Source organism: Herbaspirillum sp. C7C8 (genome assembly GCF_022627875.1).
GTDB lineage: Bacteria > Pseudomonadota > Gammaproteobacteria > Burkholderiales > Burkholderiaceae_D > Herbaspirillum.
This window is the reverse complement of sequence record NZ_JABXGG010000012.1, coordinates 72,080-85,388: the sequence shown is the minus strand read 5'-3', so window position 1 is coordinate 85,388 and position 13,309 is coordinate 72,080. Positions and strand designations below refer to the sequence as shown.

Annotated in this window: 10 protein-coding genes; 2 read left to right on the top strand and 8 right to left on the bottom strand. The window is 62.0% G+C overall.

Annotation, left to right across the window (positions count from 1 at the left end; translation table 11 throughout):
* Positions 1–4: 4 nt before the first annotated feature.
* Genes HWE01_RS15095 through HWE01_RS15085 form a run of 3 tightly spaced genes read right to left on the bottom strand, consistent with a single transcriptional unit; the run spans position 5 to position 3,042 of the window.
* A complete protein-coding gene (locus tag HWE01_RS15095) occupies positions 5–928 on the bottom strand; it encodes a VOC family protein (protein ID WP_008326002.1) in 924 nt (307 codons plus the stop codon).
* 49 nt (positions 929–977) lie between these two features.
* A complete protein-coding gene (locus tag HWE01_RS15090) occupies positions 978–2,138 on the bottom strand; it encodes an alpha/beta hydrolase family protein (RefSeq protein WP_241822231.1) in 1,161 nt (386 codons plus the stop codon).
* A 49-nt stretch (positions 2,139–2,187) separates the two neighbouring features.
* Positions 2,188–3,042, bottom strand: coding sequence for a SphA family protein (locus HWE01_RS15085; RefSeq protein ID WP_050978060.1), 855 nt, complete (start codon positions 3,040–3,042; stop codon positions 2,188–2,190).
* 368 nt (positions 3,043–3,410) lie between these two features.
* Here HWE01_RS15085 and HWE01_RS15080 point away from each other — a divergent pair, with 368 nt between their 5' ends.
* Positions 3,411–4,331, top strand: coding sequence for a LysR family transcriptional regulator (locus HWE01_RS15080; RefSeq protein WP_008325999.1), 921 nt, complete (start codon positions 3,411–3,413; stop codon positions 4,329–4,331).
* 128 nt (positions 4,332–4,459) lie between these two features.
* On the opposite strand, the gene HWE01_RS15075 is transcribed toward HWE01_RS15080, so the two are convergent.
* The 5 genes from HWE01_RS15075 to HWE01_RS15055 all read right to left on the bottom strand — a co-directional run bounded on the left by HWE01_RS15075 (position 4,460) and on the right by HWE01_RS15055 (position 12,508).
* Positions 4,460–6,844, bottom strand: coding sequence for a TonB-dependent receptor (locus HWE01_RS15075; RefSeq protein ID WP_241822230.1), 2,385 nt, complete (start codon positions 6,842–6,844; stop codon positions 4,460–4,462).
* A gap of 105 nt (positions 6,845–6,949) precedes the next feature.
* A complete protein-coding gene (locus tag HWE01_RS15070; protein WP_241822229.1) occupies positions 6,950–7,894 on the bottom strand; it encodes a FecR domain-containing protein in 945 nt (314 codons plus the stop codon).
* 28 nt (positions 7,895–7,922) lie between these two features.
* Positions 7,923–8,435, bottom strand: a complete 513-nt coding sequence (locus tag HWE01_RS15065; protein ID WP_241822228.1) for a sigma-70 family RNA polymerase sigma factor — start codon at positions 8,433–8,435, stop codon at positions 7,923–7,925.
* A 169-nt stretch (positions 8,436–8,604) separates the two neighbouring features.
* On the bottom strand, positions 8,605–9,750 hold the full coding sequence (locus HWE01_RS15060) for a branched-chain amino acid ABC transporter substrate-binding protein (protein WP_008325990.1): 1,146 nt from the start codon (positions 9,748–9,750) through the stop codon (positions 8,605–8,607).
* A gap of 646 nt (positions 9,751–10,396) precedes the next feature.
* Positions 10,397–12,508, bottom strand: a complete 2,112-nt coding sequence (locus HWE01_RS15055; RefSeq protein WP_241822227.1) for a TonB-dependent receptor family protein — start codon at positions 12,506–12,508, stop codon at positions 10,397–10,399.
* 405 nt (positions 12,509–12,913) lie between these two features.
* Here HWE01_RS15055 and groES point away from each other — a divergent pair, with 405 nt between their 5' ends.
* On the top strand, positions 12,914–13,204 hold the full coding sequence (gene groES / locus HWE01_RS15050; RefSeq protein ID WP_008325967.1) for a co-chaperone GroES: 291 nt from the start codon (positions 12,914–12,916) through the stop codon (positions 13,202–13,204).
* The last annotated feature ends 105 nt before the right edge of the window (positions 13,205–13,309 follow it).

The window sequence follows — 13,309 nt, the reverse complement described above, 5'->3', positions numbered from 1 at the left end:
CGGATCAGCGTGCGGCGCCCGGCGGCGGACCACTCGGCGCCCACTTTTCGCGGTACTGGAACAGGAACAGTTGCGAGGCATCAGCACCCATCGGCGCCTCGCGCGCGGCCCACTGTTCGTCGTGCAGGTCCATGTCGGCATCGTATTCGACGTGGCAGCCCAGCGGTGAATTGAAGTACCAGAACCAGTTGCTGCCAAAGCGATGACGCCCCGGCCCCCAGAAGCTCTGGTAACCCTTCTCGACGAAACGGGTACCGGCCAGCAGCACTTCGGTCGGACCGCCCATGTGGAAGGTGAAGTGTTCGCAGCCTTTCATGAAGGGCGGGGTCTGGATCATGAACAGGGTATGGTGGTCCTGCGTACCCGCGGGACGCAGGAAGGGACCCACGCCGGTGAAGCGGTCGGTACAGACGAAGCCCAGGCGCTGATAGAAAGCCTCGGCCTTGGCGGCGTCAGGAACGAAATACACCACATGCGACAGCGTACGCGGCAGGGCCTGCACATCGGCGGGCAGGCCCAGCTGGTTCGGTGCGCGCTGGGCATCGCCAGGACCATTGACGCGTTCGGAGGGGATGGCAAGCGGGCGGCGTACGGTGACCTGGAAGGCCAGCGCGAAACCCATGTCGTCGACGCTGCGCACCACGCCATCGCGGCGGCTGACCTCGCGGTCGCGGCGCAGTTCGGTTTCGATGGCATCCAGCGTGGCGTTATCGGCCACGCCATAGACGGTCTCGCGCAGCAGGCTGGCGGTCGCCATGGGCGGTGGCAGGGTGGCATCGTCCTTGGCGCGCAGCACGATGGCGGTACCGTCAAGGGCTTCGTAACGGTCATGACCGACATCCTTCAAGCCATAGTCGATCAGGTATTGGCGGCAGGCGGGCAGATCGTCCACGCCAAAGACCAGGGCATCGGGTCCAATGATGTTCATGCGGATTTCCTTGTGATTGACTCGGTGTTGTGTCGTAGCGTCGTGCGCATCAGGCCTTGGTGCGCCCGCCCAGGGTCTCGGCCACCCAGTCGGCGATGACGTGGCCGGCGTTGATGGAGTTGTCGAAACTGGCGTGCTGCGCGCCGCCTTCGCGATCGGTGAAGACCTTCAATTCGCGCTTGGGGCTGTTGACCAGTTGTTCGTAGGTGCGGTGCGCCCACTTCAGGGGAATCTGGGTGTCCTTCTCGCCGTGGGTGACCAGGAAAGGCACGCGGATCTTCTCGACCACGCCATCCAGATGCACGTCTTCGGCGATGCGCATGAAGTCGTCGATATCCTTGGTGCCCCACACCCAGCTGACGTGCTGCCAGTAATGCGGCACGGGGAAATCGCCCTCTTTTTCCAGGCGCTTTTTCTGCACATCGCGCCAGTCGTGATTGGCTCCCCACACCACGCCACAGGCAAAGCGCGGCTCCATGGCCACCACGCGCGGGCAGTAGTAGCCGCCCAGGGAGACGCCTTCACAGCCGATGCGGCTGGCATCCACATCATCACGCTGCTCCAGCCAGTCCACCACGTGACTTGCCCAGTGCTCCGCATCGAAGCGCGCGGTCATGCCATGCAGGCGCAGCGCTTCGCCGGTGCCGGGCTGGTCGATCACCAGCGAGGACACACCGCGCTCGGCAAGCCAGCCGGGCAGGCCGACCAGGTATTTCATTTCCTTGGTCGAATCCAGGCCATTGAGCTGCACCAGAATCGGGGCCGGACCTTTGACCTTGTTGGCGCGTACATACAAGCCGGAGATGACCTTGCCTTGATAGGGAATCTCGACCCGCTCGCAGTTCTCGCCGGCCAGGGTGATGCCGCGCTGGAACACCTCCAGGAAGCGCCGATACAGTTCCAGCCGACCGGGCGCGCCATGCGCCTGCAGGCGTTCGCAGGTCAGCAGGTAGCTGGCCGCACGCTTGTACTTGGCGCCTGCGGAAAGCAGCCGGCCGCGTACTTCGTCTTCGGCGGCCAGGCTGCACAGCTTTTCTGCCATGTCCGCCCAGGTGGCGCGGAAGGCAGCGGTGCCTTCGGCGTCAGGCTGTTTGGCCGCCTCCTGCAAGGGGGCGCACATGGCTTCGATTTCACCGATGCGCGCGCCCATCTCGATGGCGAGGTCGACGGAAAGATTCCAGACATAGTTCGTCGGGAAGTAACGGAACATGGTGTAACTCCTTTGATGATGAGTGATGCCCGGCGAGGCCGACGCCGGCTCAGCGCGGGCCGCCCAGCCACAGCGGCATGGCGAAGTTGATCCAGACGGCATTGCTCTTGGTCGTATTGGCGGCATACAGACCGCGCTGGTAGTTCATGTTGATGCTGTAGGTACCGGCGTTGTAGGCCACCGTGGGGCCCATGGCGAAGCTGCGGGAGCGATTGCCGGTGATATCCGCGCCGTTCTGGCGATCATCGGTGAACTGGTTCAGGTAGGAACCGGTAACGCCCACCTTCCACTTGCCGAAGTTCCAGCCGCCGATGAAGTCGGCCACATAGGCCGTGCCGGAGCGGTAGTTGGTATCGCTGTTCTTGTCATTGAAGAGCAGGCGGTTGGAGATGCCCAGGTCCAGTCCGTCCGGATCGTTGTGGCGGATCGCCAGCACCGGCTGGTAGGAGTTGTAGCCCACTGCCACGCTGGTCCGCTTGGCATCATAGGAGCCGGTCTTGAGCGCGAAGTCGAAGCCGAAGGTGACATTGGTATGTGCGGCGACATCCCAGCGCAGCAGCAAGGGCGTGAAGGTGATGTTGGACAGACCGCTGTGATTTTCGCCATGGCCGGCCACTTCGGTATGCAGCGAGACCACCGGCAGCACCAGTTGGGAATACACCTTGGCCCCCATCCATTGCACACCGTAGGAAGCCAGCAGGCGCGTGGTGGCCGAGTAGACATCCGTCTTGAAGGGGATAGGACGCTTGTTGCCGTTGTTGTCGTAGAGTCCGTCGGCACTGCTGTAGTTGAACTGCTGCACCGCGAACAGGCCCGCAATGGGCGGCAGGGCGGCAATGTATTCACTGGTGGACCCGGTGGGGAATGGCGAAACACCCCCTTCGAAGGCTTGCGCGGACTGCATGCTGGCAGCACCGATCACGGCCAGGGTGGCCAGGACGGCACGATTGCCCAGCCGCCGGGCTGGTACGGTTCCTCTCTTCACTGCTGTCTCCTTGTCTCCTACCCTGCCTGGCTTGTTGTTCGCCGTCGCGGCGTCTTGTCGGGGCCAGGCTCAACAGTGGCGCAACCAATGCGCCACCAGCTTGCCGTGCCAGCCTTTTCTCGTGTCTGTCTGCGAGGCCGTGCAGCGGTTGGGTGAAGATTAAGGTTGTGGTTGATATTGATCAAATGGATTGTTTTGATTCATGATATGGACGGGATCAATACATGACCGCGCCCTGCAAGCCTTGCACAGAAGAAAGGCCGGCCCCCGACAACGGAGACTTATTCATGCGTTTCAACAAGCTCGACCTCAATCTGCTGGTCGCCCTGGACGCCTTGCTGACCGAACTCAACATCAGCCGCGCCGCCGAGAAGATCCACCTGAGCCAGTCCGCCATGAGCAATGCACTGGGGCGCCTGCGCGAGTATTTCGATGACGAGTTGCTGATCCAGGTCGGCCGCCGCATGGAAGCCACGCCCCGTGCCGAAGTGCTGCGCGACGCGGTCAACGATGTGCTGCGGCGCATCGAAGGATCGATCGCGGCCAAGCCGGCCTTCGTGCCGGCCGACTCCCATCGGGAATTCCGCATCTCGGTGTCGGACTTCAGCCTGAACGTGCTGATCCCGCGGGTGATCGCACGCGCCCACGCCGAGGGGCCGCAGATCCGCTTTGCGCTCATGCCGCAGGTGCAGGACCCGACCCGCTCGCTGGACCGGGCCGAAGTCGATCTGCTGGTATTGCCGCAAGAATTCTGTACGCCTGATCATCCTGCGGAGGAAGTGTTTCGCGAACGTCATGTCTGCGTGGTGTGGCGCCACAGTCCTCTGGCCAAGGGCAAGCTGACGCTGGAGCGCTACATGGAGGCCGGTCATGTGGTGATGGTGCCGCCGGGTGCCAATGCCTCGTCGGTGGAAGCGTGGATGGCCAACAAGCTGGGCTTTGCACGGCGGGTGGAAGTGACCAGCTTCAGCTTTGCTTCCTGCGTAGCGCTGGTGCAAGGGACCAACCGCATCGCCACCGTGCATGGCCGGCTGGCGCGCAGGCTGGCGGCGCAGCTGCCGGTGGTGTTGAAGGAGAGCCCGCTGCCGCTGGCGGAGATGCACCAGATGATGCAGTGGCACCGCTATCGCACCAATGATCCGGGCATCGAGTGGTTGCGGCAGGTGTTCCTGGAAAGTGCGAGGGAGATGGACATGGAAATGGCTTGATGAAGCAGCCTGAGCCATTTCGATAATCAGTATAAATTATTTATATCGACCAAGTTTTTTAAAAAAAATACCCTGCTGCCTTTCAGCAGCAGGGTATTAGATGCAACTCACAACTAAGTACGTGCAAATCAGAAATCGACCTGTGCCGACAGCACCAGAGTGCGCCCCGATGCCGTGCCGACATAACCGTTCTGCATCAGCCAGTAATTCTTGTCGAACAGGTTTTCGATGTTGGCGCGATAGGTCACGACCTGCCCTGCCGTTCGGGTGATGTAGCGCGCACCGATATCGACGCGGGTCCATCCCGGCACCTTGAGCTTGTTCTCGTTGCTGTACCACATCGAGCCGGTACGGGTGACGCGGGTATTGAAGGCCAAGCCTTGCAGCCAGGGCGCATCCCAGTCCAGGCCGAGATTGAAATTGCTGTTGGGGATGGCGCCGACATCCTTGCCGTCATTGGTGCCATTGTCGGTGTGGTACTGCTTGGCATCGAAGAAGGTGCCGCTGGCATTGAAGCGCAGGCCGCGCCGTATTTCACCATAGGCCGCCAGTTCCAGTCCGCGCACGCGGTTGCGGCCATCCTGGGTGGTGGTGCTCACGCCATTGACCAGCGTGGTGCTGGAATTGGCCTGCTCGATCTGGAATACGGCGGCGGTGGTGGTGATGCGGCCCCAGTCGACCTTGGCCCCGGTTTCCACCTGCTTGGACTTGTAGGGCGGGAAGAGCTGGTTGGGATTGCCGTCGCTGGCCGAAGTGAAACCACCGGCACTGAGCGCCGCCGTGTAGTTGGCATAGAGCGAGACGTTCTGCACCGGCTTGACGACCACACCCAGTACCGGCGAGATGGCGGTCTTGTTGGAGGTCTGGGTGGCATCGACCAGGCTGTGCGAATAGACCTGTTGACGGCGCAGGCCGACGATGAAACGCAGGCGGTCATCGGCCAGCGACAGCGTATCGGTCAGGGCAAGGCTGGTCAGGCGTACCTGGCTTTGCGGCGTGGGCTGGCCGCGTGCACCGGTAATGGCGGCCAGCGCCACCGGGCGATACAGGTTGGAGGTGACGCTGCTGCTTTCGGAGAGGTAGAAATAATCGGTCTGCTGGTCCAGCATGTTTGCGCCCAGCATCACGGTGTGCTTGATGCCACCGGTGTTCAGGCGCGCGCGCAGGCCCACATCGGCGGAGGTGGAGACCACCTTCTGGTCGTAATAGCCATTGGAGAGAGTCCCCGTATCACCGGCTGCATTGAGGATGGTGGCGCTGGGAAAGCTCTGGTAGGAGCTGGCCTCGTGATAGCCCACGGCACCGTAGGCGGTGAGCTGGTCGTTGATGTCGTATTCCAGGCGCGTGGTCACGGCCTTGTCGTCCGATTGCAGGGTGGTGCCCGGGTAGAGGTTGGTCTTGCCCGAGGGCGCTTCCGGCATGACCAGGCTGCTGACGCTGAATTGCGGGCGGAAGTTGCGCGCGTCTTCATGCTGGGTATACGCATCCAGGCTCCAGCGCACGCGGCCACCGTTGTAGTCGAGCCCGACCGAGCCCATGCTCTGCTGCTGATTGCTGCCGGACAGGCCGGTATTGCCATCGGCATAGAGGGCATTGACGCGGATGCCCCATTCCTGCTGCTCGCCGAAGCGACGTCCGAGGTCGGCCTTCACGCCGAACTGCGAATTGGAGAGATAGGTGGCCGTGACGCTGGAGACCGGATCTTCATGTGCCCGCTTGGGGATCAGGTTGACCGCCCCGCCGACCCCGCCGGCCGGCCCCATGCCATACATCAGCGTTCCCGGCCCTTTGAGTACTTCAATGCGCTCGACCATGGAAATGGGCATGCGTGTAAGCGGCACCATGCCGTAGAGTCCGTTGAAGGCCACGTCATTGGCCGACATGGTGAAACCGCGAATCTGGTAGCTGTCGCCGAAACCGCCATTGCCATTGGTGTTGCGCACCGAGGCATCGTTGGTGATGACGTCACCGATGGCGCGCGCCTGCACATCCTCGATGCCTTGCGAGGTGTAGTTGGTGGTGCTGAAGGGCGTGTCCATGACGCTGGCCGTGCCCAGCACGCCCAGGCTGCCGCCACGCGCCACCAGGCCACCGGCATAGGGCGCGGTGGGGTCGGCGCTTTCGGTGATGGTGACGGTGGGCAGGACGGCATTGGCATTGCTGCCGGTGATGCCTGCGGGGGCCATCACGGTGTAGCTGCCATCGGCATTGCGGATGGCTTGCAGGGGCGTGCCGGCCAGCAGCGCGGCAAAGCCTTCGGCCACGGTATAGCGGCCGGAGAGCCCCTTGCTCTGGCGCTCGCGCGTGAGGGCCGGATCGAAGGACAGCAGCACGCCGGCACGGCGGGCGAAACTGTTGAGGCTCGGGTCCAACGGCCCGGCGGGGATGTCGTAGCTCTGGCGTTGGGTGTCGGTGGCTTGCGCCTGAACAGCCGCCATGGGGCTGGCTAAAGCGGCCAGTATCGCCAGTCGGGACAAGGTCGGACGCGAGGGGAAGCAGGTTCGGATGGTCATGGATCTCGTTGGGTGATTAGCTGAAGAGGACTTGCTCTCTGGTAAACCGAACGAGATCCAAAAACCTGCAGAAAAAAATGAAAATGATTTACGCCAATGCCTGCATCAGGTGGCATCCCGTGGTCGCAAGGTGATCCAGTAGTCCGTGAAGGAATCGACCCGCACCGGCAAGGTCCGGGCGATCGCGGCCAGGATGCGGGCGGGCTGGTCGAGCGGAAACACGCCTGAGATCGGCAGGCTGGCGACCGCAGGATCGCAGCGCAGCCTGCCAGGCAGGCTGCGCTCCAGCTCGGCCACCAGTTGGCCCAGGGGCATGTGATCGGCGATGATGACGCCCTCGATCCAGGCGCTGGCCTGCTCATTGGCCGGGGCGAGACTGCCGACCAGTCCTTGCGCATCGAACAGCCCCTGTTGCCCGGCGTCCACGCGTACCGCCGCGAGCTCATCATGAGCACGGAATTCCACCGCGCCCTCATAAACAGCCAGGCGCATGCCCTCCTGCGCATCACGCAACTGGAAGCGCGTGCCCAGCGCGCGCGCCTGGCCCAGTCGGGTCTGCACCAGCAAGGGCCGATAGGGGCGATCACGTTCATGTCCCGTGCTGATGAGCACTTCGCCGCGATACAGGTGCAGCAGGCGCCGCTGCTGGTCGTAATCCGCATCCACGGCGGTGGCGCTGTTGAGTTCCAGCACGGTGCCGTCGGCCAGCACCACGCGGCGCCGTTCACCGGTGCCGGTAGTGTACCCGGCCATCCACGCCTGCCATGGCGCCAGGCGCGCAGCGCTGGTGGCCAGCAGCCCGGCACCGATCGTCATGCACAGGGTCTTGAGGGCGAAGCGGCGGTTGTGGCGGGTACGGGCAGGACTGGCGCCGATGCTGCCATGGGCCAGGGTCGCGGGCAGCGTGGCGATCCGTTCGCTGAGGCACTGCAGGCGCTGCCAGGCCAGCTCGTGCTGCGGGCATTGAGCCCGCCAGCGGCGGCAGGCTTGCTGGTCGTGGTCAGTGGCGCTGCCCGATTGCAGTCTGACCATCCAGTCGATGGCGGCCATGACGATGTCCTCGCTCGGCGGGCTGATGTCAGCGGCCATACTGCAGGCGGTAACAGGCGGTGAAGGCGCGCCTCATGTATTGCTGCACCGAACTGAGCGAGACCTGCAGACGGGTCGCGATCTCGGCATAGCCCAGGCCATCTAGCTGGGACAGCAGGAAGGCACTGCGCACCTTGGGGGGGAGCGCGGCCAGCATGGCGTCGACTTCGTTGAGGGTTTCCAGCACCAGCAGTTGCGCTTCGGGCGAAGGCAGATGCTCGGGCGGCATCTGCGCAAGCATCTCCAGGAAGGCCGCTTCCAGCGCACAGCGGCGGAAATGGTCGATCATCAGGCCGCGGGCGATGGTGGCCAGCAGCGCGCGCACTTCATCGAGGCTGAAGTCGCGGCGCGCCACCATCATCTTGACGAAGGTATCCTGGGCCAGGTCGGCGGCCAGGTCGGCATTGTCGGTGCGACGGCGCAGCCACCCCAGCAGCCACCGGTGATGCCCGGTGTAGATGCCAGCGATGTCTTGATGACGGGAAGATGCAAGGTCGGCCATGACCGCAAGAAAATGAAATGAGAACGTGTCTCATTATAATCTTGAAATGCGCTGACGGGGCGGCCCGGTTTTTGGTCGATATGAAACAAAAAGCCCCGGCACCAGGGCCGGGGCTTGTCACAGCGGCTTCATCCGGTACCGTCATGGAACCGGATGTGAAGCTTGTTGCTTACTTCACCACGCTCAGCAGGGTACGCTTGCCACCCTTGTAGGTGTACAGGGTCAGGGTGCCGTTGAGGATGTCGCCCTTGGAGTCGAAGGCGATTTCACCGGTCACACCCTTGTGGTGGATCTTGGCCAGGAACGGCAGGTAGACCTTGGGATCCGACGAGCCAGCCTGCTGCATGGCATCAGCCAGGGTCATCAGCGCATCGTAGGTGTACGGTGCGTAGATCACGACGTCCTGGTTGAACTTCTTCTTGTAGGCTGCCTTGAAGTCTTCCAGCGGCTTCTTGCCGGCTTCGGTCACGCCACCGGCTTCGGCGCAGACCACTTCGCTGTCCTTCAGGCCGGCACCGGCCAGGGCCGGCAGTTCGGTGGTGCAGATACCGTCACCGCCCATGAACTTGGCCGAGATACCCAGCTGGTCCATCTGGCGCAGCATCGGGCCGGCCACGGCATCCATGCCGCCGAAGAAGACCAGATCCGGCTTCTTGGACTTGACCGAGGTCAGGATGGCGTTGAAGTCGGTGGCCTTGTCGGTGGTGTACTGGGTTGCCACGATGGTGGCACCGGCAGCCATTGCGCTCTTGCGGAATTCTTCGGCCACGCCTTGACCGTAGGCGGTGCGGTCGTCGATGACGGCCACGCTCTTGCCCTTGAGCTCATTGACGGCATAGCGGCCCAGCACGCCACCAAGCTGGCCATCGTTGGCCACCACGCGGAAGGCAGTGTTGAAGCCCTGTTGGGTGTACTTGGGGTTGGTGGCCGACGGCGAGATCTGCGGGATGCCGGCGTCATAGTAGATCTTGGAAGCCGGGATGGTGGTGCCGGAGTTCATGTGACCGACCACGCCCTTGACCTTGGCATCGACCAGGGCCTGAGCCACGGTGGTGGCTTGCTTCGGATCGGAAGCGTCATCCTGGGCCACCAGCTGGAAGGTGACCTTCTTGCCGGCGATCATGAAACCCTTGGCGTTGAGTTCGTCCACGGCCATGCGGGCGCCGTTTTCGTTGTCCTTGCCGATGTGCGCGTTGGGACCGGTCAGGGGAGCGACGTGACCGATCTTGATGACTTCTTGTGCTTGCGCAGCCCCTGCGAATGCGAACGCTGCCACCAGTGCCGTAGCGACAGGAATCATTTTGATTTTTTGCATGAATTGCTCCTATTACTTCCAATGAAAGATTGAAAACGCAGTTCGTTGTGCCATTTGTTATGTGCACTGACCGATCCTGAGCGCCATGTGGACGGTGCCATGATCGGAAAGCGCCGCAGCGCCTCCCAGTCGCTGACCGGTTCTTGCTTGCGGACTCTGCTACTGCAAAAAACGAGCCATGCCTTGCAGCATCTCGACTCGGGCGCTTTCCGCATGGTCATCCCCGGTTAAAAAGGGACGGAGCCACAGCAGGCAAGCGGCCCGGCCAAAGCGCCAGGCCAGGCGGGGCAGCTCCTCCGATACACCGCCCCGCCGGGCAGAATACACCGTAATGGTGCGGCTGGGAGAGCGAGTTCCGTGCCAACGCGGTTGTTCATTCATATCGCACGTTTTATGCACTTTTTTGAATCGAAATGCGAAGGAGCGCACCAATAAGGGTGGGCGACCGGAAGAAAACTGCACTTGAAACTCAGGCAGACTACCCCGGAAACCTCAGTCCACGCGCAAATGATCCTGCAAAATGAGAATTTTCATTCATTTGCCGCAGATTCCGGCCTTGATGCGCTGATCGCACCCGTCAGTGAGGGGCCGCCGTCAGGAACCTTCCATGGCGGCCCGTTCACGACGCGTCTTTCGCAGGCGCTGATCAGAATGCGTAACGCCCCTGCACGTACAAGGTACGCGGCGCGCCCACCAGCTTGCCAGGATTGCCGTCCACGGTACGGGTGAAGTAGCGGTGATCGGTCAGGTTGTTGATGCCGGCGGTGACATCAAGCCCCTTCCTGCCTGGCACCTTCCAGCTTGCCTGGGCATGCCAGAGGCGGAAACCCGGAATTTCCCCGAGGCTGCCGTCGGTGCTTTCGGCCAGGGTGTTGGCTTCATCGGCGAACTGTCGGCTCTGGTGCGTCGTCGACAGGCTCACACCCCATGGGCCGGACTTGAAGCGTGCGCCAAGCGTATCGGTCGTACGGGCATAGAACGGCAGGTCCTTGCCGGGGTTGCTGCCCGACTTCTGCAGGGCCCGGGTGTAGGTGTAGTTGGCAAAGACCGACCAGCCCTGCAACGGACCTTGCTGGTCAAAGGTATAGTCCGCTGCCAGTTCGATGCCATCGTGTCGGGTCTTGCCGATGTTGCGGAAGACACTGGGATTGGTTCCCTGGACGGACACGATCTGGTTGTCAAAATCGAGGTGGAACAGCGTCGCTTCGGCAGACGCCTGCGCACTCTTCCAGCGCGCGCCCGCTTCCATTGTCCTGGCCAGCTCCGGGGAGAGCGGATTGGCCGAGGACATGGTGTTGAGTTGCGAATTCTGCACCACGCCGAAGGAGGTGTTGTAGTTGCTGAACAAGGTCAGTTGCCCGGTCAGCAGGTAGGCCACATTGATGGAGGGCAGCGGCTTGTTGCTGCCGGTCTCGTAGGATGCCTTTTTATTCACGTCAACTCGGGTCGACCTGACGTACTCGAAGCGCAGGCCCGGGGTGATGCGCCACTGGCCGAAGGCGATCTTGTCGTCGATATAGCCGGCGTGGGCATCGGTACTGTTACGGAACTGGGCAAATCCGCTCAGTGCGCCGGTGCGCACTGACTCGTTATAGAGGTTGTCGTCGCCACGCTCGCGGACATGGCGATAGCCGACCGTGACATCGTGCGTGACGCTGCCCCAGGCAAGGCGATGCGTATAGCGTGGCTCGATGCCGAGGGTTTCGTAGTTGCGCGGTTGATGCGAGAGCTGCACCCGGGCAGCATTGATCAAGGTACTTTGGCGGGTGGCCTGGTTGAAATAGCTACGGATCTCGAACTCCTGATGGTCCGATATGGTGTTGAGGTAACCCAGGTCGAAGCCTTTGCGGGTGCCGCTCCAGTTGTCGCGCGGGCGTGTGTTCTGGAACGGATCGGCGGCGTACTGCGCCGTGGTCAGCCCGCCCGGCGTGCGACTCATCACGTCGTAGTAGTTGAGCTTGGCGTAGAGTTCGGCGCTCGGCGAGAGGGCGTAACGCATCTTCAGTGCAAAATCATTGAGGTGCTCGTCACTCTTGTCGCGCCATCCGCGGCCATCCTGCCCCGAGTAAAGAAAGGCCATGCCGATGCCGTTGTCGTTCTGGCCGCCGGCGTAGGCCGTGGTCTGCGTATTGCCCCCACCCTGACCGTAACTGTTGTAACGCACCGAGGCATCGCCGGAGATGCCAGTGGTTGCCGGGATGGAGCGCGTCTTGAAGTTGATGACACCACCCACGTTCTGCGGCCCGAAGCGCACGGCCCCGCCACCGCGGACGATGTCGATGGATTCGATGTTGTTCAGACTCAGTGGTGCGAAGGACAGTTGCGGCTGTCCATAGGGCGCCACCGCCATCGGAATGCCGTCCAGCAGGATGGTGGAGCGCGGCGAGAAGCGCCCGGTCAGTCCCCGCACGCCAATGTTGAGGGCGATGGCGCTGCCTGCCGTGCCGGCGTTGTCGCTGGACTGCACGCCGGGGATGCGGCGCATCAGATCGCCGATGCTGATGGCGCCCGTGCTGTCGATCTCCTGCTTCTTGACCACGGTGCGCGCCCCCGGATAGGTCTTCACGCTGCTCTCCAGACTGGTGCCGAGCCAGTCGCCACTGACCTGGATGGGCTCCAGGCCGGACTGCACCTGGGCCGCGGCCGGCTGCTGTGCCAGGCTTGCCAGGGGCCAGCCGAGCATGGCCAGCGAGACGAGGGTTGAGGTGGCGATGCGTAGATCGTGCGCAAAAAGCAAAGTGGCCTGACTAGTCTTCATAACATTTCGGTCCAATAAAAATATTGGCGAACCTCCGCCGTTTATTTCTTGTTTCTTGTTGAAAAAAGGAATCTTTCGGGCAGACACCCGAAAGGAGGCGGAATAGTAATGATTCGTATTAAGTCATGCGCATTTTTCGGGGCGTTTGATAATTATTCTGATTAAGCCTCGAATTTTTTTGAGCTCCGGACTGCCCTGCGGCAGCGGAAAACCTCAGGCATGGCCATCGACGCCTTGAAAATTCCCCGCCCCATCCCTATACTTAGCACTCGTCACGGCAGAGTGCTAACAGCACCGCCGGACGCAATCCCCTTTTTCTTGCGGTGAGGTTTGCTGCATTTGGAAGAAAACCGTTGCAGGCTACGCCGCAATCAATGCTAACTTATTGAAAATTAAGGAGTTCTCATGAATCTTCGCCCTTTGCACGATCGCGTTATCGTCAAGCGCCTCGACCAGGAAACCAAGACTGCTTCCGGTATCGTTCTGCCTGACGCAGCGACCGAAAAGCCGGACCAAGGCGAAGTCCTGGCCGTCGGCAACGGCAAGATCCTGGAAGATGGCAAGGTCCGTCAACTGGCCGTGAAGGTCGGCGACCGCGTTCTGTTCGGCAAGTACTCCGGCCAGGCCGTGAAGGTCGATGGCCAGGAACTGCTGGTCATGCGCGAAGAAGACCTGTTCGCCGTCGTCGAGAAGTAATTCGGCATCCGGCCTTCCTTTTCCTTCTATATAGATAGAGAAAATCTGAAGGCCTGCGGCAGCAAGACAGCAGCCGGCGCCCCTGAAATTTCAGTCGCGCGCCAG

Coding starts and splice junctions, on each gene's coding strand:
- HWE01_RS15080 (WP_008325999.1), top strand. CDS start 3,411: ATGCGTTTCAACAAGCTCGACCTCAATCTGCTGGTCGCCCTGGACGCC.
- HWE01_RS15070 (WP_241822229.1), bottom strand. CDS start 7,894: ATGGCCGCCATCGACTGGATGGTCAGACTGCAATCGGGCAGCGCCACT.
- HWE01_RS15090 (WP_241822231.1), bottom strand. CDS start 2,138: ATGTTCCGTTACTTCCCGACGAACTATGTCTGGAATCTTTCCGTCGAC.
- HWE01_RS15055 (WP_241822227.1), bottom strand. CDS start 12,508: ATGAAGACTAGTCAGGCCACTTTGCTTTTTGCGCACGATCTACGCATC.
- HWE01_RS15065 (WP_241822228.1), bottom strand. CDS start 8,435: ATGGCCGACCTTGCATCTTCCCGTCATCAAGACATCGCTGGCATCTAC.
- HWE01_RS15085 (WP_050978060.1), bottom strand. CDS start 3,042: ATGCAGTCCGCGCAAGCCTTCGAAGGGGGTGTTTCGCCATTCCCCACC.
- HWE01_RS15075 (WP_241822230.1), bottom strand. CDS start 6,844: ATGACCATCCGAACCTGCTTCCCCTCGCGTCCGACCTTGTCCCGACTG.
- groES (WP_008325967.1), top strand. CDS start 12,914: ATGAATCTTCGCCCTTTGCACGATCGCGTTATCGTCAAGCGCCTCGAC.
- HWE01_RS15095 (WP_008326002.1), bottom strand. CDS start 928: ATGAACATCATTGGACCCGATGCCCTGGTCTTTGGCGTGGACGATCTG.
- HWE01_RS15060 (WP_008325990.1), bottom strand. CDS start 9,750: ATGCAAAAAATCAAAATGATTCCTGTCGCTACGGCACTGGTGGCAGCG.